The 21,103-nt window shown below is 48.2% G+C and carries 18 protein-coding genes; 6 read left to right on the top strand and 12 right to left on the bottom strand.

Annotation, left to right across the window (positions count from 1 at the left end):
- Positions 1-30 precede the first annotated feature (30 nt).
- From nrfD to AC0VXX_RS14935, 4 genes are all read right to left on the bottom strand, one after another.
- On the bottom strand, positions 31-972 hold the full coding sequence (gene nrfD, locus AC0VXX_RS14950) for a cytochrome c nitrite reductase subunit NrfD (protein ID WP_475514900.1): 942 nt from the start codon (positions 970-972) through the stop codon (positions 31-33).
- A complete protein-coding gene (locus tag AC0VXX_RS14945; RefSeq protein WP_119977332.1) occupies positions 969-1,658 on the bottom strand; it encodes a 4Fe-4S dicluster domain-containing protein in 690 nt (229 codons plus the stop codon). Before AC0VXX_RS14945 ends, nrfD begins: the two co-directional genes overlap by 4 nt.
- A 10-nt stretch (positions 1,659-1,668) precedes the next feature.
- Complete coding sequence (locus tag AC0VXX_RS14940) at positions 1,669-2,157, bottom strand: nitrite reductase (protein WP_475514899.1); 489 nt, start codon at positions 2,155-2,157, stop codon at positions 1,669-1,671.
- A 108-nt stretch (positions 2,158-2,265) separates the two neighbouring features.
- Positions 2,266-2,775: a DUF2726 domain-containing protein gene (locus tag AC0VXX_RS14935; protein ID WP_110455870.1), complete on the bottom strand. Its 510-nt coding sequence runs from the start codon at positions 2,773-2,775 to the stop codon at positions 2,266-2,268.
- 382 nt (positions 2,776-3,157) lie between these two features.
- Here AC0VXX_RS14935 and AC0VXX_RS14930 point away from each other — a divergent pair, with 382 nt between their 5' ends.
- Positions 3,158-4,135: a LysR substrate-binding domain-containing protein gene (locus tag AC0VXX_RS14930; protein ID WP_475514898.1), complete on the top strand. Its 978-nt coding sequence runs from the start codon at positions 3,158-3,160 to the stop codon at positions 4,133-4,135.
- 10 nt (positions 4,136-4,145) lie between these two features.
- On the opposite strand, the gene AC0VXX_RS14925 is transcribed toward AC0VXX_RS14930, so the two are convergent.
- The 3 genes from AC0VXX_RS14925 to katG form a co-directional block, all read right to left on the bottom strand.
- Positions 4,146-5,180, bottom strand: a complete 1,035-nt coding sequence (locus AC0VXX_RS14925) for a diguanylate cyclase domain-containing protein (RefSeq protein ID WP_475514897.1) — start codon at positions 5,178-5,180, stop codon at positions 4,146-4,148.
- A gap of 367 nt (positions 5,181-5,547) precedes the next feature.
- The gene (locus tag AC0VXX_RS14920) at positions 5,548-6,021 is read right to left on the bottom strand and encodes a Dps family protein (protein ID WP_475514896.1); all 474 of its coding nucleotides are present in this window, start codon (positions 6,019-6,021) and stop codon (positions 5,548-5,550) included.
- Positions 6,022-6,496: 475 nt separating this feature from the next.
- Positions 6,497-8,653, bottom strand: a complete 2,157-nt coding sequence (gene katG, locus AC0VXX_RS14915; protein WP_475514895.1) for a catalase/peroxidase HPI — start codon at positions 8,651-8,653, stop codon at positions 6,497-6,499.
- A 422-nt stretch (positions 8,654-9,075) separates the two neighbouring features.
- On the opposite strand from katG, the gene mpl reads away from it, so the two are divergent.
- The 5 genes from mpl to AC0VXX_RS14890 all read left to right on the top strand — a co-directional run bounded on the left by mpl (position 9,076) and on the right by AC0VXX_RS14890 (position 13,604).
- Entirely contained in the window at positions 9,076-10,446 is a 1,371-nt protein-coding gene (gene mpl, locus AC0VXX_RS14910; protein ID WP_475514894.1) for a UDP-N-acetylmuramate:L-alanyl-gamma-D-glutamyl-meso-diaminopimelate ligase, read from the top strand.
- 141 nt (positions 10,447-10,587) lie between these two features.
- A complete protein-coding gene (locus AC0VXX_RS14905; protein ID WP_475514893.1) occupies positions 10,588-11,247 on the top strand; it encodes a flavin prenyltransferase UbiX in 660 nt (219 codons plus the stop codon).
- A gap of 18 nt (positions 11,248-11,265) precedes the next feature.
- Positions 11,266-11,796 carry a hypoxanthine phosphoribosyltransferase gene (gene hpt / locus AC0VXX_RS14900; protein ID WP_475514892.1) on the top strand — a complete coding sequence of 177 codons (531 nt, stop codon included), beginning with the start codon at positions 11,266-11,268 and terminating at the stop codon, positions 11,794-11,796.
- A gap of 84 nt (positions 11,797-11,880) precedes the next feature.
- Positions 11,881-12,819: an ABC transporter ATP-binding protein gene (locus AC0VXX_RS14895; RefSeq protein ID WP_475514891.1), complete on the top strand. Its 939-nt coding sequence runs from the start codon at positions 11,881-11,883 to the stop codon at positions 12,817-12,819.
- 14 nt (positions 12,820-12,833) lie between these two features.
- Positions 12,834-13,604 carry an ABC transporter permease gene (locus tag AC0VXX_RS14890; protein ID WP_475517048.1) on the top strand — a complete coding sequence of 257 codons (771 nt, stop codon included), beginning with the start codon at positions 12,834-12,836 and terminating at the stop codon, positions 13,602-13,604.
- Between the two features lie 38 nt (positions 13,605-13,642).
- Here AC0VXX_RS14890 and AC0VXX_RS14885 read toward each other — a convergent pair whose 3' ends face one another.
- The 5 genes from AC0VXX_RS14885 to panC all read right to left on the bottom strand — a co-directional run bounded on the left by AC0VXX_RS14885 (position 13,643) and on the right by panC (position 21,088).
- On the bottom strand, positions 13,643-13,969 hold the full coding sequence (locus AC0VXX_RS14885) for a DUF4144 family protein (RefSeq protein ID WP_475514890.1): 327 nt from the start codon (positions 13,967-13,969) through the stop codon (positions 13,643-13,645).
- A gap of 83 nt (positions 13,970-14,052) precedes the next feature.
- Entirely contained in the window at positions 14,053-14,598 is a 546-nt protein-coding gene (locus tag AC0VXX_RS14880; protein ID WP_475514889.1) for a DUF4124 domain-containing protein, read from the bottom strand.
- A 322-nt stretch (positions 14,599-14,920) separates the two neighbouring features.
- On the bottom strand, positions 14,921-17,725 hold the full coding sequence (locus AC0VXX_RS14875; RefSeq protein WP_475514888.1) for an FAD-binding and (Fe-S)-binding domain-containing protein: 2,805 nt from the start codon (positions 17,723-17,725) through the stop codon (positions 14,921-14,923).
- Positions 17,726-17,794: 69 nt separating this feature from the next.
- Positions 17,795-19,438 carry an L-lactate permease gene (locus AC0VXX_RS14870; protein ID WP_475514887.1) on the bottom strand — a complete coding sequence of 548 codons (1,644 nt, stop codon included), beginning with the start codon at positions 19,436-19,438 and terminating at the stop codon, positions 17,795-17,797.
- 801 nt (positions 19,439-20,239) lie between these two features.
- Positions 20,240-21,088: a pantoate--beta-alanine ligase gene (panC, locus tag AC0VXX_RS14865; protein WP_475514886.1), complete on the bottom strand. Its 849-nt coding sequence runs from the start codon at positions 21,086-21,088 to the stop codon at positions 20,240-20,242.
- Between the last annotated feature and the right edge of the window lie 15 nt (positions 21,089-21,103).

The raw sequence follows: 21,103 nt of genomic DNA, 5'->3' as shown, positions 1-21,103 counted from the left end.
AAGGCTTATGCCAAGTGCTGATGGTATCACCTAGGCGATGGTCATCTGCCCGGTATAGAGAATAAAGTTACGCAGTAAAAATACCCCGATCAGGCTAAAGCTAGCCGTGACCGCTACATAGGTAAATTTACGGTCGGCCGATACCTTCATCCATAAATTAAAGGCCAGTGGCAAGGTTAAACCGATACCGATAACGCCGCCCCAAAATACCCAGCCCCAGAACCCGTAGCCGATAGCGTTCAGCGCCGCCACTTGGCTTTGTCCACCCGATAAAATCAACCCGACAAAGAAGGTAAATAACAGGCCAATTTCCACCAAGATCATCGGGATCTCAATACCATGAATAAAGCGCACCTCAACCCCATTAGGGTTACCGCGCAGTAACACACCGCCCAGTAAGGTTGCCGCTGCACCAGAGGAGAGCCCCGAGATTAAAAACAGTAAGGGTAATACCGGATTATTCAGGAGTGGGAACCCAATCAGCGCCGACAACAAAAAGCCGGTATAGGCGCCCAAGGAAATCGATAATATTACTAAGATACCTGTGATGGCGGCTTCTTTGGCCACGAGCCATCGAAGTCCGCGCTGCAGCCACATCAACTTGTCGCCTAGTAACTGCAAGATCCCTTTGTTAAAGATGCAGGCAATCCAAGCAAATAACGCCACCTGATAAGCCATGAGAACTAGCACCCCCATCGACATCACAGAGGTGATATTGTAAAACACCAAAATCTTCCAAAAATCCAGTGGCTTGGTTAAATCGATAACCAAGATCCCTAGGCCGCCAAATACGGCTAAGGGAGCGATGATCGCCGCAGCTTGCACAAAGGGTGAATGGTAGGCTTCGCCTGCTAACTTAAAATGTTTGAGCATGATGGCAAAAAACACTGCACCAGCAGACAAGCCCGCTAAAAACAGATAGATGGCAATAGGCCAATGCCATACCAGTCCTTCAAAATGAAAAGCACTCATAGCATTATCTCCCCATCGATGGTTTGGATATGGAACAGCTTAGGCCGCGTACCTAAGTCCACTTTGGCACGGTAGGTGGGCTTACTTTTAAGCAGGTGGACTAAGGCAGAATCGGCATCTTTAAGGTTGCCAAAGGTCAATGCCTTGGTTGGACACGCGAGCACGCAGGCTGGCTGTAACCCTTGCTTTAACTGAGTTTGCTGGCAAAAATCACACTTGTCGGCGGTGCGAGTCTCTGGGTTAATAAAGCGTACTTGATAAGGGCAAGCAGCAATGCAGTATTGGCAACCGACGCAGCGCTCTTCGTGTACTGCGACTATACCTGTGTCTTTGTCAATATAAGCGGCGCCTGTGGGGCAAACCCTAACGCAAGGCGCGGCCTCGCAATGTTGGCAAGAGACTCGGCTAAAGCGGTAGCTCTGGTTGGGATACTCGCCAAAGGGACCACGGCGCTCAATCTTGACCCGAGTTACCCCCTCGGGCACCTGATTGACCTCGCGGCAGGCTTCAACGCAGGCGTTACAACCGATGCAGGCATTTTCGTCGTGTACCATGGCGTACTTAATGTCAGCCTCTGAGCTCGTGTCACTGTGCTCTGCTAACGGAGACTGGGTGATGCCATATACAGAGGCTCCGGCCAGCAGCGCCCCACATCCTTTAAGAAACTGGCGTTTTGAATGTAGCATAACAGGCCTCCTATGGATTGACCTTATGGCAGGTAACACATAACTGGCTATGTTGCTGACGGCTTAACGACAACATAGGGTCGGATTCTGGATGAAGCTGGTGGCATTGAGCACAGCTGACGCGCATAGCATGGACGTTGTGAGTCCAGTCGGCAGCCGCCAAGGTTTCATTATCATGACAGGTAAGACACATCGTCGCTTGTTGCTGGGCTGATTGTGGGCTGTCGATGCCAAATTGGTTGATGGAAGCCCCTTTTTTGGGGTGGTTGCCCTTTTCGCCGTGGCAGTCTTGGCAGACGATGGCTAAGCCTGGGTTGCCATGTAAGCCGAGCATCTGACCATTACGTTTGTGGCATTTAAGACAGGTATCGCTGCTGGCGCTTGTATTGGTTATTGCCGTGACTTCGGCGGCAACACTAATGACAGGTTGGGTACAGTAAATTAATGCGGCGGCACTAAACGTGAGCAGTATTGAGATGTAACGGCTGATGTGGCACATACCGTATCCTTACACCTTAGGGTGAGCATGACCTCGGGCGGAGGTGAGAGCGCCAAGGTATTGGGTTGACGCTCGGTTGGGCAATGACAGCGAGATTAATGTTAATCATTAGGCGGCGAGTGCATTGCGTAGCAGCATTTCATCACACTGCTTATGTTTATCTAACTTGATAAATTGCACCCCAATGTAATCTAAACATTTTTCGATAAACTTAACCTGCTCAGGTGAGCTGCGATCAGTGTCGCTTACCACCAGTTTAACTGCCGAAGACTCATTGTCGACGACCACATAATCTAGGTGGCAATGTTCCATAAAGTCTTGTACCTCTTCGTGGTTTTTAATTGAATCATCAATATCAACCACGTTAACCAGAGACGCCCCGTACAGCACATCGTAGCGATTGCTCGCGATCGACTTTAAGCTTTTTAGAAACTGCATTGACTCTTGATCAAGCAGATGAGGCTTGATGCTAACGGCCGCATCAACCATCTGTACATCAGTTGATCTAAAGAATTTAATGCACGTCATTACGAAGGTCACGATAACGAGAGGCACAATAATAAATAAAACAAAGTACATAAAAGCATAACTTAAAATAACGGTAGCGGTGGCGTTCATGATAAACCTCCAAGGGTGTTTAGCTTTTTTAACTCTCCATTTGATTATTACCTTATGCGTGATATTTACAATAATTATTGAAATCAAATTATTAAAAGTTAGCGCATGATCTAATAGTTAGTTTTTATTATTTCGAATTGCAGATTATCGTGGGGTGGATATGCCAATCTTATTTTATGCATATCTATTATTTATCGGTGGGTTAGTGTTTAGGCTTTTAAAATTAAATGCTTACGGTTTGTTTGTAAACCTATGAAATTTAAAAGTATGATCTGGGTCTGATTTGATTAATATGGGAATTACCAATAATGTTATTGTCGAATAGATGATATTAACTATACTCTAATCTGGTGTATTTTAAATCGGTAGAGGTATTTTTAAAATGAAAAATATAACTCTAGATAGTTTAGATATGCTCAGCGCTAATATATTAGTTAATTTGTATGAAAAGCATTCTGCCTCGTCAGTGGCCATCGATATGAATATACCTGCTCCTAAGGTCAGCCGTTGTTTACAGCATGCGCGGATGATTTTTAATGATCCGCTCTTTATTAGAAAAAAACATGGTCTGGAACCCAACGAATTTACCCGCCAGTTATACCCAATTGTGAAGGAGTTGGTACAGTGTTCTGAGCATCTTTATCAATTAAATCATATTAATGCTGCCGAACCGCACGCGGCGATGGTGATCTATGTCAGCGATCTCTTGATCGCCCATTTTCCCCAGCAATTGAGCGCGGCCATAAACGAGGCGCACCTGCCGATAAGTTTTGAGCTGCGCAGCGGCTCACAAGCGGTATTAGATGACATCGCCAATGGCCTTATCGATATGGCGGTAGTGAGTGAGTCTAATCCGAGCGCGCTGCAACAAGATCAACGCCTTAGTGTCATGCCATTGAAAACGTTATCACACCTCTATCTGTTGTGCGGCCTAGAACACCCGATATTGCAGCAGGAGATAAGCTTAGCCAATATTGCGAACTATCCCTATTTAAGTGCATTTAATCAACTTGATAAGGCTGCACTGGATCCTTTTGAGGCCTATTGCCGCCAGCAAAAACGCGCTTGTCATCTTGCTCCACGCGACAATATGCAAACCTGCCTTGGGTTTCATGATCTTTACCGTTATTTGGCCGACAATCACACTCTCAGCATAGTGCCTTACAGCAAGGTATATGAACAAAGTTATCTACTACCCGGTTTGCATGTGTGCTGTTTATCGACCATAGACACTGCACTACTGTATGCGGATCAACCCCTGCCACGGCTCTATCTTGTCAGTGCCAAACGCCATCCTAGTGCGCATTTCGATTGGCTTAAGCAAACTGTGGTAGCCCTGATTAAGCAAGAGGTGCACTAAGTGAGCGGGATCAATTGGTCAGTTGTTCGCTGGGGGCGGTGGCTGTAGGTTTACTGCGCCAAAAACGGTAGGCGTGCTTGCCCTGCTTTTTGACTTGGTACATGGCAGTATCTGCATGCTCACAGCAGGTGATGAAGGTGTCAGTGTGATTAAAGCGGTAAATGCCGATACTTAACCCCAGAGAGACCAACTGCCCCTCGAGTTCTAGCGGTTGTCGGTAAACATTGAGTATCGTCTGAGCGAACTGGTGTAATAACGCTTCATCTATGGCTGGGATCAGGACAACAAACTCATCGCCGCCAAGCCGAGCGCAATGCGCCGACTGACCATTTAGGCCGCTATGACTTAGATTGGTTAAGGTATTTGCCACATGGATTAAAAGTAGATCGCCCAATTTATGGCCTAAGCCATCGTTGATCCCTTTAAAATCATCAAGATCGATAAAAAATAAGGCCCCGCCACTGCTGGTCTGTGCTTGATGTTCTTCGAAGGCTTGGGTAATGGCTTTGCGGTTACTGAGGTGGGTGAGCGGATCGCTTAAGGCCAGTTGGGCTAACTCAAGTTCGTAACGCTTTTCTTGAGTGATATCGATATGAGTCCCCATTATTCGCAGTGCTGTTCCATCAGGGCTGTATTCAATGACACGGCCGCGATCGGACACCCAAGAGACTGAGCCATCTTTGTGGATCATACGGTGCACCGCTTGATACTCATCGGTTAGGCCATTGACGTGATCTTCAAATGCCTTAATCACCCACTCTTTATCATCTGGATGTAAGTTTTGTTTCCAGCTACTGATATGTGCTGCCAGCTCTTCGCGGCTAAAACCCAACAACTCGCCCCAAGGCCGATTGAAGATGGTTAAATTACCACTGGGAATATGCTGCTCCCAAAGGCATAAACGGGTGCCATCGAGGGCGGCGCACAGTTTCTCTTCGGCGCGAGCATTAAGCAGGGTGAGCTTAGCATTTTCTCGCTCGAGCGCGGCGTTACGCTGTTTAAGCGCCGCGAGCTCGGCTTGCACCCGTTGTAGTTCAGCATCCATTGAGGATTGAGTTCCATAAGTCGACAGCAAGATTGTTAACAATAATATACTGTGGATTGTGATTAAGGTCAGCAACCCTTATTGATAGTTGTGAGTTTATGCCGTAGGGGAGCACATATTGTCGAGGGAGAGTCTGTTCTTTTCAGTCTTAAGACTGACATCTCGTGAGTTGCTTAAGCGCATTTGGGTCATTTGGGTAAGAGTCACCCAAGTGTAAGGATATTACGACAAGGAGCAATTCGATATCTAACAGTCAGTAGGTTGGATGCCGTAGGTTGGATATAAAATGGACGCGGGAGAAAGTGCTTCCCACGCGCCCATAAGCACTATCACTTAAGATGATAGTTTGGATTGTTATTGAGACAGCCTATGATTTTTTAGTCGCTCTAAGCATCCACGCTGTTTTTTCATGTATACGCATACGATCGGAGACCAGCGAAGCCGTAGATTCATCGTCGGCAGCTTGCGCAATTTTCAATACGTTACGTGAAGTCTTAATGACCTGTTCGTGACCTCGGGTCAGTATCTCGACCATCTCTAATGAGCTTGGTACACCGTCAACTTCTTTTATTGAGCTCAGTTTTGCAAACTCTTTATAGGTTCCAGGTGCTGGCACATCAAGGGTGCGGATACGCTCAGCAATATCATCAACGGCAATTGCCAGCTCGGTATAATGTTCCTCAAACATTAAATGCAATTCGCGAAACTGTAAGCCGGTAACATTCCAGTGAAAATTATGCGTCTGTAAATATAGGGTGTAAGAATCGGCCAACAGTCGTTTTAAGCCTTCTGAGATTGCCGTTCTATTTTCTTTGTTTATACCAATATCGATATCTGTCATTGTATTTTCTCCACTTTAGGGCCTGTTAATGGTTCACGGTTATTTTTGCCATCGCTTATTGGTTATTTTGCAAAGGTGCATAAGCTGTGGGTCATGTTCAACTCCTCGCTTAACACAGGGTCAAAATAGCCAAGCAGCTCGGCCCCTTGGGGGGCATACCAATGCTTCTAGCCTGTTAGTACAAGGGCGCGCTATGCGTCTAGCTTAAACATCATCGCGCAAGCCTTGGATTAACATCATTGCATGTAAACAAAAACTAAGCTCGAAAGAGCAACCGGCCCAGATATAGTGTTAAATAATAGACAGTTACAATGTACGAGCTTCAAGAGCCGTGAAATCTTACTTTAGCTTTTTACGCTATTAGGCAATGAGTTATGCTTGGGCATAGCTCATTGCAAATGTGTTTAGCATCAATCTGGTGAAGTGAGTATTGCCACATCGAGACGCTCCGCGGTGCGGCAATATCGGCTTCACGCTAGGCTAAATCAAAGCGATCGGCATTCATCACCTTAGTCCATGCGGCAACAAAGTCTTTGACAAACTTCTCTTGGTTGTCATCTTGCGCGTACACTTCTGCGTATGAACGAAGAATCGAATTAGAGCCAAATACCAGATCCACTCTCGTTGCGGTCCACTTTAGCTTATCGGTGGCCCGATCGCGGATCTCATATAGGTTTTCACCGGCAGGCTTCCATGAATAATTCATATCCGTCAGATTGACGAAGAAGTCATTGGTTAGCGCACCTTCACGATCGGTAAATACCCCATGTTTGGTGCCGTTATAGTTAGTGCCAATAACCCGCATCCCACCAAGTAGTACGGTCATTTCTGGCGCCGTTAACCCCATCAATTGGGTACGGTCAAGCAGTAACTCTTCTGCGCTGACGCTATAATCTCGTTTAAGCCAGTTACGGAAACCATCATGAATGGGTTCTAATACATCGAAAGAGTCAACGTCTGTCATTGCAGCACTAGCATCACCACGCCCAGGAGCGAACGGCACGCTAATTTCAACATTTGCCGCTTTGGCTGCCTGTTCAATGCCTAAGTTACCCGCTAACACTATGACATCGGCGACACTCGCTCCGCTACTGCTTGCAATACCTTCGAGTACACCAAGCACTTTGGCTAAACGTGTCGGTTCATTACCTTGCCAATCTTTTTGCGGCGCTAATCGGATCCGTGCACCATTGGCACCCCCACGCTTGTCTGAGCCGCGGAAAGTTCGGGCACTGTCCCATGCGGTCGTCACCATTTCACTGACGGTTAAACCACTTGCTGCGATCTGGTCTTTAACGGCGTTAACATCATAGTCGGTCTTACCAGCAGGAATAGGGTCTTGCCAAATCAGCTCTTCTTTCGGTACGTCGGGGCCGAAATAGCGTGCTTTTGGCCCTAAGTCACGGTGAGTCAGTTTAAACCAGGCGCGAGCAAATACTTTGGAGAAGTAGTCTTGATCTTTATGGAATTTCTCAGCGATTTTGAGATACTCAGGGTCCATTTTCATGGCCATGTCAGCATCGGTCATTATGGGGTTGTAACGCTTAGATGAGCCTTCAACGTCAAGGGGCTTATCTTCCTCCTTAATGTTAATGGGCTCCCACTGCCAAGCACCCGCGGGGCTCTTTTTAAGCTCCCACTCATAGTTAAGTAACAGCTTGAAATAGCCGTTGTCCCACTGTGTAGGATGAGTTGTCCATGCGCCTTCAATACCGCTCGATACTGTGTCACGGCCAATGCCACGCTTAGTTTTATTTAACCAGCCAAGGCCTTGGTCTTCGACTTCAGCCCCTTCTGGCTCAGCCTCAAGCAGCTCTACATCGCCATTACCATGGCACTTGCCTACAGTATGCCCCCCGGCGGTAAGGGCCACGGTTTCTTCATCGTTCATGGCCATGCGTTCAAAGGTGACGCGCACATCATGAGCCGTTTTCAACGGATCTGGCTTACCGTCGACCCCTTCAGGATTAACATAGATAAGCCCCATCATGACGGCTGCCAAAGGATTTTCTAAATCACGTTCACCCGAGTAACGGCTGCCTTCACTGCCGCTAGGCGCCAGCCACTCTTTTTCTGCTCCCCAATAGGTGTCTTTTTCGGGATGCCAGATATCTTCTCGTCCAAAGGCGAAACCATAGGTTTTCAAGCCCATGGACTCATAAGCTATGGTGCCTGCATAGGCAATTAAATCGGCCCAACTAAGCTGGTTGCCATATTTCTTTTTGATTGGCCAAAGTAGGCGTCGTGCCTTGTCTAAGTTAACGTTATCCGGCCAAGAGTTAATGGGCGCGAAACGCTGATTACCGGTAGCGGCGCCACCTCGACCGTCGGCGATACGATAGGTACCGGCTGAATGCCAAGACATGCGGATCATCAGGCCGCCATAATGCCCCCAATCGGCGGGCCACCAGTCTTGGCTGTCGGTCATCAATGCATGCATATCTTTTTTGAGCTGAGCAACATCAAGACTCTTGAGGGTTTCTCGATAGTTGAAGTCCGCACCCATGGGGTTAGTCTTGCTATCATGTTGATGTAAAATATCGAGGTTTAATGATTTCGGCCACCACGAGGTATTGGACATACTGCTCTCAGTGGCGCCGCCATGCATCACTGGACATTTGTTATTAGACATTGGTCAATCTCCTATTCTCTTGTAAAAAAGAACATGTAAAAAGAAGTTGCTATCTACACAACATAATAATGTACACACCACACTATTAATCATTTCAAACTAGATGTAAAACCGGTTACGGCGATTGTGGCGATAGGTTTTCTTAAGCGCGATTTACCTAGAAGATTGCAGTCTTTCGACTGAGTTTTTTGGGCGGGATTTGTGCAGTGTTGCGACTAAGAAAAGCTTTTCCAAACTTCGTTTGGAACATCCCCTTCGGCCGTAAGGCCGCACTCTCGGCGCTAGCCATTCAAACGGAGTTTGAAAAACATTCCTAGTGGCTCCAGCCACGACTCAAATAGTTATTTAAACCATTGTTAACTGACAATGGTATCCCAAATCGTTAGAATACCAGCTGATTATTCCTCATCAGAGCCAACCCCATGCATGTACACATCTTAGGCATTTGCGGCACCTTTATGGGTGGCCTCGCACTCCTTGCCAGAGCCAATGGCCATAAGGTTACCGGCAGCGATGCCAACGTCTATCCGCCTATGAGCACTCAGCTCGAAGAGCAGGGCATTGAACTTATCCAAGGTTTTGATCCTAGTCAGCTTGGGCACAGTGAAGATGATGCACCCGATATCGTGGTGATTGGCAATGCCATGAGCCGGGGCAATCCGTGTGTGGAGGCGGTGCTTAATCGCGGTTTGAAATACACCTCGGGGCCGCAGTTTTTAGCCGAACATATTTTGCCGGGGCGTTGGGTATTGGCGGTATCGGGCACCCATGGTAAAACCTCGACCGCTAGTATGCTGGCGTGGATCTTACAAGAGTGTGGCTACGAGCCGGGCTTCTTAATTGGCGGCGTGCCGCAAAACTTTGGTGTATCGGCGCGCTTGGGTGGTTCGCCCTTTTTTGTGGTCGAAGCCGATGAATATGACAGCGCCTTTTTCGATAAGCGCTCTAAGTTTGTCCATTACCAACCGCGCACCTTAGTGATCAACAACCTTGAATTTGATCACGCCGATATTTTTGATGACTTACAAGCGATCCAGCGTCAGTTTAATCACGTAATACGTACCGTGCCGGGTCAAGGCAAAATCATTTGGCCAAGCGACAGCGCTGCGGTGCGCGAAGTTATCGATATGGGCTGCTGGAGTGAGCAGGAAACCTATAGTGTTAATTCGGTTGATACTGGTTGGCATACCGAGCTGCAACGTGATGATGGTCACCGATTCGAGCTGTTTTTCGAGGGAGAGTCGCAAGGCATCTTAGATTGGCAATTGATTGGGCAGCATAATGTTGAAAACGCCACCATGGCGATTGCGGCAGCGCGCCATGTAGGCGTAAAACCTCAAGCGGCTATCGAGGCGCTTGCGAAGTTTGCTCCGCCTAAGCGCCGTATGGAGCTGATTGGCACTGTTAATGACATAGACATATTTGATGATTTTGCCCATCATCCAACGGCGATTGCCACCACCTTGCAAGGTTGCCGGGCGAAAGTGGGCGAGGGACGTATCTTAGTGGTGTTAGAGCCGCGCTCGAACACCATGAAACGCGGCGTGCATAAAGACACCTTGGCGACGTCGATGGCGCTGGCCGATGCGGCATTTTTGTATCAGGCTGATAATATCGATTGGGATGTTGAGGCGGCGATGGCTAAGGCGGCATTGCCTGTGGCCGTACTGTATCAAATAGAGGATGTGGTCGAGGCGGTGGCGAGTGAAGCCAAACCTGGTGACACCATTATTGTGATGAGCAACGGCGGCTTCGGCGGCCTGCATGGCAAGTTGCTCGACAGATTAAGTTAACTAAGGGCAGAGTATTAAGTCGCAATTGTTAAGTAGCAATTATTGAGTGGCAAGTTTTGAGTTTAAAGTTCACTTATCACTTATTGCTCAGGGCGTTACAACTTACCACTATCCGAGTTACCGCTGTTAATAGAGAGTGTTATGAATTATCCAAGAAAGGCCAAGGCGATCAGTTTAGCGTGGACAGGCGCCTCGGGTGCGCCCTATGGGCTTAAGTTACTCGAATGTTTGCTGGTGGCCGACTACCAAGTGTTTTTGATGATCTCCAGCGCAGCGCGGGTCGTGCTGGCGACCGAACATGGCTTGCAGCTCAGTGCCAATGGCGATAAAGCCAAGGCGCAGTTGCTGGCGTTGTTTGCGGAAAATGGCGTTGATATTCATGGTGAACTGCATGTGCTGGGCAAAGAGGAGTGGTTTTCGCCGCCGGCATCTGGCTCGGCTGCGCCTAAGCAGATGGTGATCTGCCCTTGCAGTACGGGCACTTTAGCGGCCGTGGCGACGGGGATGAGCAACAGTTTGCTCGAGCGTGCTGCCGATGTGGTAATAAAAGAGCGTGGTCAGTTGCTCTTAGTGCCAAGGGAAACTCCTTTTAGCAGCATACACTTAGAGCATATGTTATCGCTGTCTAAGCTGGGGGCGACCATCATGCCTGCGGCGCCGGGCTTTTATCATGATCCCAAATCGGTACAAGATCTGGTAGACTTCATGGTCGCCCGGATCTTAGACCATCTGGGCGTAGACCACGCGTTAACTAAGCGTTGGGGCTATGATAAGCACAGTGCCAGCAATAGCGACAATTAAGACAATTTTGAGAGTAGTATGAAACACACCACCGAAGTGATGATCTCGGCTGATGAGATTGAGCAACAACTGGATATCCTTGCAGACCAAATTAATGCCCATTACGCCGACAGTGAGCGTCTATTAATGGTGGGTTTGCTAAAAGGGTCTGTGGTCTTTATGGCGGATCTGTGTCGCCGTATTAAGGGTCATGTGGAGATCGATTTTATGTCGGTATCTAGCTATGGCAATGCCATGACCAGTTCACGGGATGTGAAGATCCTTAAAGATGTGCAGTCGGATATCGAAGGTCGCGATGTATTGATCGTCGAAGATCTTATCGACTCTGGTAATACCTTAAATAAGGTCCGCGAATTGTTACTGCTGCGCGCACCTAAGAGCCTAGCACTTTGTACCCTACTGGATAAGCCAGAGCGCCGCGAAGTGGAAGTGCCGGTCGACTTTATCGGCTTTACCATTCCTGATGAGTTTATTGTCGGTTATGGTATCGATTACGCTGAGCAATATCGTAATCTGCCTTATATTGCTAAAGTGGTGCCGCTCGATTAATCGCACGAACGGATACGATTGCAAACTCCTGCCCTGTGCGGGAGTTTTTGTTTGGTGTTTAATGCAACATTACGGAAGTTACTCATGAGCAATGAGCCATATGCGTTAGTTATCGACTCGCTGAGAAAAACCTACAAGGGCGGCGTCGAAGCAGTAAAAGGGATAAGCCTTAAGGTAAAGGCGGGGGACTTTTTTGCGCTACTGGGCCCCAACGGGGCGGGTAAGTCGACCACCATCGGCATTATCTGTTCTTTAGTGCAAAAAAGCTCGGGTAAGGTAAAGGTGTTTGAGCATGATATCGATACTCAGCTTGAATTAGCCAAGATGTCGATAGGCTTAGTGCCTCAGGAGTTTAACTTTAACCAGTTTGAAACCGTGCAGCAGATTGTGATCAATCAGGCCGGTTATTTTGGCGTGTCACGTGAAGTGGCGCTTGAGCGTGCCAAGAAGTACCTTAGTCAGTTGGATCTGTGGGAAAAGCGCAACAGCCCAGCCCGCGCCTTGTCGGGTGGCATGAAGCGCCGCTTGATGATTGCGCGCGCCCTAATGCATGAGCCTAAATTGTTGATCCTCGATGAGCCGACCGCTGGGGTTGATATTGAGCTACGTCGCTCGATGTGGACTTTTTTGACTGAGCTTAATCAGCAAGGCGTGACCATTATTTTAACCACGCATTACCTTGAAGAGGCGGAAATGCTGTGCCGCAATATCGGCATTATCGACAAAGGGGTGTTGGTGGAGTGCACCAGCATGAAGTCCTTGCTGAGCCGCTTAAACATGGAAACCTTTGTGTTTGATCTGCGCGACAACCTCGACACCTTGCCGCAGCTTGACGGCATCAATTGTCGCTTAGTCGACCCGCATACCCTAGAGGTGGACGTGGAGAAGGCGCACAGTATCAATAGTGTGTTTGCGCAATTAAGCGCGCAGCAAATCCAAGTGTTGTCGATGCGTAATAAGGCCAATCGCTTAGAGGAGTTATTTGTGGAGTTGGTTGAACAAGGTAAAGGAGCGGCAAAATGAGTGCAGGATTAAGCATGAAACAGGTCTACTTTACCGCCTTTAAGAGTATCTTGATTAAAGAGATCACCCGTTTTACTCGCATCTGGGTACAAACCTTAGTGCCGCCGGCGATCTCTATGACTCTGTACTTCCTTATTTTTGGTAACTTAGTCGGTAAGCGCATCGGTGAGATGGGCGGTGTCTCTTATATGGAGTTTATCGCGCCAGGGTTGATCATGATGTCGGTCATTACCGCATCTTATTCTAATGTGGCCTCATCGTTTTTTAGCGCTAAATTTCAGCGTAACCTCGAAGAGTTGATAGTGGCGCCCGTACCCCATTATGTGATGATTGCCGGTTACGTGGGCGGTGGCGTGGCGCGCGGTTTATGTGTGGGCACGATTGTCACCTTAGTGGCGATGTTCTTTGTCGACATTAGCCTGCACCATGCTGGGCTAGTGGCGGTGACAGTGTTGCTAACGGCCATCTTGTTCGCGCTAGGTGGGCTGATAAACGCGGTCTTTGCTAAGACCTACGACGACATTAGCATAGTGCCCACGTTTGTGCTGACTCCGCTGACCTATCTGGGCGGCGTGTTCTACTCTTTGACCTTGCTTCCTGACTTTTGGCAGGGGGTGTCGCAGCTCAACCCTGTAGTCTATATGATCAACGTCTTCCGCTATGGTTTCTTGGGTTATGCCGATATCAGCATTCCCCTGTCGATTGCGATTATGGTGGGGTTCTGTAGTGCCCTATGGGCCGTTGCTTACTACCTGATCAGCCGTGGTATTGGCTTAAGAAGCTAATGCATCAAATAGCAGTGCCTTGGTGAGTTGCCGAGGCACTAGCGCTCTTCTAAATACTTCAGTATCTCAAACACACGGCTAATATTATTTGCCCCCAGCTTGGCGGTGCAGCAGTGACCATTTTGGCTGGCATGCAAGCGCACCCAGTCGACAATGCTCGCTAAGCTGTGGGGCGTACTCAAATGAAATTCCCCCGCAGCCGTTAAGGGCTGGGCTTGCCAGCGATAACTCTGGCCTTGGCTGTCGATAATCACCACCGACGTCGCATCGAGCAAGGGCTGTTCATCGTGCCATTGCTCTATATCTTCAATTAGTTGAATTTGATTATCGTCTGGGTGTTTAACCAATATGGGCCAATGGAGCATGGTTTACCTTTTTGGGCTGAGGTGAGTGGGGAGGGCGCTCTCAATGGCGTCACTTGCTGTGAGCCGATGCATAATGTTGTCACTTAAGGGTTGGCGTTCAGGGGATGAGTGACCGTTTGCGTGGCCTTATGCTCTGTCGATTGGGCTTCGATTTTGGTTTTGTGCTGGGTCAGTAACTTGATTGAGGCTAAATTCATGTCGATCAACCCATCAAAATGGGCGTTCATCTCTTGTAGCTGGGCTAAAAATTCAGGGTCGTCTTTGGCCTGTTTTTGCCAGTAGCGTTTACGATCGATTTTTTGTCGTTCACTGGCGCGCAAGATATCGTAGTAGCTGTTTTCCTGTTTAAGGCGATAGAGTTCGCTATCGATAAGTTGTAATAGCTTATCTTTAGAAATGGTGTTTTGTTTGAGTAACGCCTGTAGCGGATCGAGGGTTTTATGCCTGGTGTCTGAGCTGGTTTCTGTAATGACACCTAGCTGATAGGTCAGCTTATGTTGATTAAAGTCTTTTGGGCAGGAGATTTGACTAAAGACGATCTTATCGTCTTTTATACATTTATAAATACTGGTGGCGTGTGCAGGCTGGGCAAGAACCAGTAATGCTGCCACAAATAACAATTTTCCCATTTGGCGATATATCCTCTATCTGCCACCGATCAAATGTAGCTTGCCATGCCTCTCATGCATGATCTAAGCGCTGCCACATCTCAATTCAAGCATTTAACCCTCACACTATGGCGTAAGTTAGCGTCGAAAACCAGTGTTTCATCTGTTAATAAGTTATGAAGTTGATATTGTGGCGATGTTCGCGCGACTTATTATGAATGATGGTGATAGGGCAATGTGCCCCTTGTTTGGCAGACATAAAAAACCGCGATGTAAAGACTTACATCGCGGAGTTTGCTTGGGTGTGGTTATCTAAAACCTAAACCGTCTTGAGTCGTTATGATTAACGGCTACACTCTTCTAGCAGATAGGCCAAGTGACGATAAGAGATCCCGCTGTGATGTGACAGACCCACTTCACACATACGGTTGGCGTAGTAGCCCTCTTTAATATCGACAGGGATCAGCTTTTTGATGTTGCGCAGCGCACTGGCGTTCATCTCTGGCTTGTATAAGCCTTTCTCACCGGCATAACCACAACACTCGATACCTTCGGGCAACTTAACTCCCATGCTACAGGCGTCGGCCAAGGCTTGCATCTTAGGCTCAAGCTTCATCTTACGTGCGCTACAGCCAAAGTGCAGGGCGATGTTAACCTTCTTGGTGAAGGTGAGCTTAGGCACGATCTTGTCGTGCATAAATTCGACGAGATCGGTGATCTCCACTTTTGGGTTACCCGTTAAGGTGCGGTAAGTACAAGAGAGTGCATCAACCACCACGGGCACTTTACCGTTATCACTCAATGCGCTCAGGGCATCGATCAGCTCATCGCGTTTGGCATCGGCATTTTTAAAGTCACCTTTTGACTCCCACATCTGGCCGCAGCACAGGTGACGGGTATTGTCTGGAGTGACCACGTTATAGCCGGCGCGCTCAAGCAGAGTGACGACGACATCCGGTAGGGTGCGATTGTCAGGATCAAGCGGCGTTGGGCCAAAGGTGCGACCGCCACAAGCGGGGAAGTAGACAATGGTCTCTTTATCTGGCGATGCAGGCGATGGCGTAGGCAGATTGGCGCCCTTAGCAAAGTCAGGGTTCCAGTAAGGTACCTCTTTAGACACCATACGACCCATCTTCATCAGGCCGTTGGTCACGTTGTCACCCGCCACTTTGTGGATGATGTTGAGTACATTGAAGCCGGTGCTGATCGCTTGGTTAACCACGCCAAAATGTTTGGCTTGGAAGTCCAGTACCTTCTGCTCGGTAGTGGTGATATAAGGCGTACGCAGCTTACGCACTAGGTTGCCCATACTGTTATCAACGGGGCAGGCAATGGTACACAGCTGACAAGCGGCGCAGGTATCAACTACGTCATACTTGGCCGCGGCGCGCATCTCCTCGGCCGCTTGCTTATCGCCAGATTGTTCAAGGCGAGCAATTTCACGTAAGGTGGCGATACGCTGACGCGGCGTAAAGTTAAGTGCCGAGGTGGGGCAGGTTTTTTCACAGAAACCACACTCGATACACTTATCGACAAAATCATCGACCACAGGGCAAGGCTTGATGTTTTTAACGTGCACATTAGCATCATCATTGAGGATCACACCTGGGTTAAGTAGCCCTTGTGGATCGAAAATGTGCTTGATGCGCTTCATCAAGGTGTAAGCGTCGGCGCCCCATTCCATCTCAACAAAGGGGGCGACCGCACGACCTGTACCGTGCTCGGCTTTCATCGAACCGTCGTATTTGTCGATAACCATCTCGGCCACATCTTGCATAAAGGCGTGGAAGCGATTGATATCCTCTTGTGAAGCAAAGGTAGGCGTAATGATGAAGTGGAAGTTACCCGCTAGCGCGTGACCATAGATCACCCCTTCAGGGTAATTATGCTTGTGAAACAGCTCGGTCAGATCTTTAGCAACATTCGCGAGGTGCTCTACCTCAACAGCGATATCTTCGATGATAACCGACGTGCCTTTAGGACGTTCACCGCCAATAATGGGGAACAGTCCTGAACGCATCGCCCAGTATTGACCAAACACGGCAGGATCGTCGGTGAAGGTGATTGGGCGTTCAGTTTCAATGTGCGCCAGTTTGCCGATCACATCTTTGGTATAGTGCTCAAGGGTCTGTTTATCATTCGAGCGACACTCGATAAGCAAAATCGCTGCATTTTCTGGCAGATCGCTGAGCCATTCGGGCATACCGGTTTTTCCGGTGACCGCTTTAATCGATGCCCAGTCTAACAGTTCAGCCGCGGCAACACTTTCGCCATTGATCGGTGGGATAGCACTGGCTGCATCTTCCATATTGAAGAAGACCGCCATGGCTGAGGCTTTAAACTTCGCTTCATCAACCGTGTTATAGGTGACCTCTTCAACGAACGCGAGCGTACCTTCAGAACCAACAATCAAGTGATTGATCAGATCGAATGGATCGCTAAAGTCGACTAAGGCATTGATGCTGTAACCGGTAGTGTTTTTAATTGAGAATTTTTTACGAATACGATTAGCGAGCACTTCGTTGCTGCGGGTCATGGTGCCCAGCTCAACGAGCGCATCAAGCAGCGCTTTATTGTTTTCACTAAAGGCGGCCTTGGACTTTTCACAACCGGTATCGAGCTCTGAGCCGTCGGCAAACAGCAGCTTGGCCGATGCAATCGTTTGGTAACTGTTCTGCGCTGTGCCGCAACACATACCAGAGGCATTATTTGCCACGATACCGCCAATTTTACATGAGGTCAGTGTCGCAGGATCTGGGCCAATCTTCTTGCTAAATGGCTTGAGCGCCAAGTTGGCATCGGCGCCGACAACGGCCACCCCAAGTGAAACCTGTTTACTGTCGGCACTGACTTCAATTTTGCGAAAACCATCGTGGCCCAAGATCAATAAAATACCTTCGCCGATAGCTTGGCCCGATAGGCTGGTGCCCGCGGCGCGAAAGGTGACTGGGGCTTGATGCTGGCGAGCAACTTCTAAAGTGAGTTTGGCATCTGCTAATGTTTCGGCATGAACAACCACTTCAGGCACAATACGGAAGTAACTCGCGTCTGTTGACCAAGCAAAACGACGCACTGCATCGTCGGTAACGGCATCTTGGCCAAGCTTGGCTCTTAAGTCTGCGACAACAGCTGAATAGTTAATCGACATAACATTACTCTTTATTTATAACGGGTAAAAGGCGAGCAATCACTTGCTCGCCCACCTGATAATTGATGTTTAGAAACCACCCCAAAGGGTCGCAATCGTACCAGCGACTAAGGCATAACCCAGTGCGATAGGCATGGTTTTACGAATGATTTCCGACTCTCTACCAGCCATACCAACAACGGTTGCTGCCGCGACTACGTTCATCACACACATCATGTTGCCTGCGTTAGCCCCTATGCCTTGTAGGGCCAGTACCATCGCATGGTTCATGCCAATGTTATCGGCGACGCTGTACTGCAAGCCAGAGAACATCATGTTAGAGAAGGTGGCAGAACCAGACAGGAAGGCACCAAAAATACCCACGATAGGTGACATCCAAGCCCATACCGCACCCATTGAGCCTGCTAGCATATCGGCCAGTGCTACTGGCATAGATTCTAGACCTGAGTCGTTGGCGCCAGAGTTAAGGAAGATTTTCACCATAGGCACAGAGGCGCCGAGTGAAATGATCGTCGGTAACATAGAGCTGCACGACACAGTGATCGATTGCTTAATGGCAGAGGACTTCATCTTAAACAGCACGAAGCCTAATAGGCACACCAAGATAAAAAACGCGCCAGGGGCATATAAAGTGGCGAAGCCAGCTTTAAGCTCGGTGCCCATGAGACCCGTCCAGCTGATGTTATAGCTGACCAGCCAAGCTTTAACTGGTGCGACAGTACGCGATACAACCAGCAGAGCCGCCATAATGATGTACGGCGTCCAAGCTGCAACTTGTGAGAACTGCACCTTAGTTTCAACTTTGTTGGTGTCTTGACTGTCATTTTCAGCAAAGTCGTTCCATGGCGTTTTTGGCAGTAAGTAGCCTTTACGCGCCACCGGAATAACCAGTGCCATACCGACAAGCGCACCGATAACCGATGGGAACTCAGGACCAGCGAAGAAGTTAATTAACCAAGCTGGAATGGTAAACGCGAAGCCAGCAAATAGGGCAAACTTCCAAATCTGCAGCCCTTCTTTAAATGACTTGTTACGACCAAAGAAGCCAGTGAGTACCGAAACCAACACTAATGGGATGAGGGTACCAGTGATCAAATCGATAGTGATCATGTGCATGGCGATGAACTGGGCATAGTCTGCGAAGTGACCGCCATGTTCGGCAATCTGTTCAGCTGCCATACTGACGCCGCCTGACATTAAGCCTTGTTCCATACCAAACAGTACAGGTAAGCCGATAGCACCAAACGACACACTGGTGGAGTCGGCAATTAGCGCAACTACCGCCGAAGCAATCGGTGGCACGCCCAGTAATACTAGCAAGGGAGCACCGATAGCCGCAGGTGTACCGAAACCCGCTGAACCTTCAATAAACGAGCCAAATAGCCAGCAGATGATGATCACCTGTACTCGCGCATCGCCGCTGATATTAGTAAAACCGGCACGAATGGTATCCATCGCGCCGGAATATTTTAAGGTGTTAAGCAGGAACACCGCACCGAAAATAATACTCAGTGGGGTCAGCGCCGATAACAAGCCTTCGACGACTGATGCACCAAGAATGGTGGTATCCATTTGCCAAATAAAGACGGCGGCTAAACCTGTCATGACCATGGAGATGGGCATGGCGCGTGAAGCTGGCATCCGTAGAAGTACCAAAAATAGCATAACGCTGATCACAGGCGTTAAACTGGCGAGTAGCTGAAGTAGGGTCATGATTGCCTCTTACTGTCGTAACTGTGTTATTGCTAACTTTTATATTAGATATATTAGAGCTGACTTCTAAAGGTGCAGCGCTGCCTTGTGGATCATCAGTGATTTTAGCTCACTCGATTAATCTTAGGTGCGTACTAAACGCTAATTCAATAAAAGCCAATATGATCTAGATCATATTGTGTCGATTACTTTAGTCTAGGTTAGATGGCTGTGAGATACATCCGACGCGCCTAAATTAGGCTGTGATTAATATCACATTTAGTAGGGGCTTGTTTATAACAAATTAGCGGTTAATGGCATTTTATTAGCGGTAAATAGTGTTTGAGCTGGTTTTTTAAGCGAAATGTGTCGTATAAATGCAAATATCTGATCCAATAATTTCATTTTTGGATGATTCGAGGAATAAAGCAACATCGGCGTGTGGTGATCTGGGTCATACTGTGGTTTTTTTGTTGTCAATTGTTTTTAGATTGTTGTATTTAATTTTATTTTAATTCAACACATTAGCCTATAAATCATCTGTAACTAGTGATGATGACATTATCAAAGCAGGCTCTACTGAAGACTGGCGTTAGCGATGAAAAGTGAGCAATCAGGTGATTTAATTTCTCAGCTTAGCCTGCAAGTGTCATCCGGTTATTTATGATGAGATGGTATTTTTTATCATATCAATCGGTAATAAAGCGATGTTCTATCGCTCTGTTTTGATGGTTTATTAGACGGTTGGACGTCAGGGTGACGTTAGGGTGAGGCGTTATCGCCGCACCCTAAGCTTTTGTTACCGGCGCAGGAGGCTGTGAATTAATTGCGCGTGAAACAGAGGTTGTCGATAAGGCGAGTGCTGCCCATATACGCCGCGGCTAAGATCACCAACTGCTTATCATCAGCGCCAATGGGATGTAGATTGGTTGCATTACGTACGCTTAAGTAATCGACCTTAAAGCCAGCTTGAGTCAGTTGCAGAGTCGCCTCATTCGCTGCCTGTTCCACAGCTTGTCCTTGGGATATGGCCTCAGCCATGGCGTCCATTGTCCGTTTTAATGCAGCGGCTTGCTGTTTTTGTTCAGCGCTTAAATAGCCATTGCGTGAGCTCATGGCCAATCCCGATGGCTCGCGTATGGTGTCGATACCGACGATCTCAATGGGCAGTGACAGATCTTCAACCATGGTTTTTATCACCATCAACTGTTGAAAGTCTTTATTGCCAAAGACGGCGATATCGGGCTGAACGATATTAAACAGCTTGCACACTATGGTGGCGACGCCGCGAAAATGGCCGGGACGACTGGCACCACACAGTTCATCAGAGATCTTGGGGACTTCGACAAAGGTCTGCAACTCCATCCCCTTGGGATAGATGATGGCAGGTGTGGGGGTAAACAGCAGTTCGGCGCCAGCCTCTACTAAGGCAGCCTGATCGGCGGCCAAGGTGCGAGGATACGCATCGAGATCTTCATTTTGGCCAAATTGCAGCGGGTTAACGAAGATAGAGACCACGACATGGTCGGCGCGCAGAGCGGCTTCCTTTACTAAGGTCATATGACCTAAGTGCAAATTGCCCATGGTAGGCACAAAGGCCACGGTTTCGCCTTGGCGTTTCCAAAGACGAACTTGCTCTCTGACTTGAGCGATATCTTGGGTGGTAAACATCTAACGACTACCTGT

The sequence above is a fragment of the Shewanella sp. QJM3NY_23 genome (genome assembly GCF_056173105.1).
This window is presented reverse-complemented; position numbering and strand designations above follow the sequence as displayed.

Bases quoted from the DNA above. Each gene is read 5' to 3' on its own strand.
- AC0VXX_RS14925 (WP_475514897.1), bottom strand. From the start codon at position 5,180: ATGGATGCTGAACTACAACGGGTGCAAGCCGAGCTCGCGGCGCTTAAA.
- AC0VXX_RS14880 (WP_475514889.1), bottom strand. From the start codon at position 14,598: ATGGGAAAATTGTTATTTGTGGCAGCATTACTGGTTCTTGCCCAGCCT.
- AC0VXX_RS14870 (WP_475514887.1), bottom strand. From the start codon at position 19,438: ATGACCCTACTTCAGCTACTCGCCAGTTTAACGCCTGTGATCAGCGTT.
- AC0VXX_RS14905 (WP_475514893.1), top strand. From the start codon at position 10,588: ATGAATTATCCAAGAAAGGCCAAGGCGATCAGTTTAGCGTGGACAGGC.
- hpt (WP_475514892.1), top strand. From the start codon at position 11,266: ATGAAACACACCACCGAAGTGATGATCTCGGCTGATGAGATTGAGCAA.
- AC0VXX_RS14945 (WP_119977332.1), bottom strand. From the start codon at position 1,658: ATGCTACATTCAAAACGCCAGTTTCTTAAAGGATGTGGGGCGCTGCTG.
- AC0VXX_RS14885 (WP_475514890.1), bottom strand. From the start codon at position 13,969: ATGCTCCATTGGCCCATATTGGTTAAACACCCAGACGATAATCAAATT.
- AC0VXX_RS14895 (WP_475514891.1), top strand. From the start codon at position 11,881: ATGAGCAATGAGCCATATGCGTTAGTTATCGACTCGCTGAGAAAAACC.
- AC0VXX_RS14890 (WP_475517048.1), top strand. From the start codon at position 12,834: ATGAAACAGGTCTACTTTACCGCCTTTAAGAGTATCTTGATTAAAGAG.
- nrfD (WP_475514900.1), bottom strand. From the start codon at position 972: ATGAGTGCTTTTCATTTTGAAGGACTGGTATGGCATTGGCCTATTGCC.
- AC0VXX_RS14930 (WP_475514898.1), top strand. From the start codon at position 3,158: ATGAAAAATATAACTCTAGATAGTTTAGATATGCTCAGCGCTAATATA.
- AC0VXX_RS14920 (WP_475514896.1), bottom strand. From the start codon at position 6,021: ATGACAGATATCGATATTGGTATAAACAAAGAAAATAGAACGGCAATC.
- panC (WP_475514886.1), bottom strand. From the start codon at position 21,088: ATGTTTACCACCCAAGATATCGCTCAAGTCAGAGAGCAAGTTCGTCTT.
- katG (WP_475514895.1), bottom strand. From the start codon at position 8,653: ATGTCTAATAACAAATGTCCAGTGATGCATGGCGGCGCCACTGAGAGC.
- AC0VXX_RS14875 (WP_475514888.1), bottom strand. From the start codon at position 17,725: ATGTCGATTAACTATTCAGCTGTTGTCGCAGACTTAAGAGCCAAGCTT.
- mpl (WP_475514894.1), top strand. From the start codon at position 9,076: ATGCATGTACACATCTTAGGCATTTGCGGCACCTTTATGGGTGGCCTC.
- AC0VXX_RS14940 (WP_475514899.1), bottom strand. From the start codon at position 2,157: ATGTGCCACATCAGCCGTTACATCTCAATACTGCTCACGTTTAGTGCC.
- AC0VXX_RS14935 (WP_110455870.1), bottom strand. From the start codon at position 2,775: ATGAACGCCACCGCTACCGTTATTTTAAGTTATGCTTTTATGTACTTT.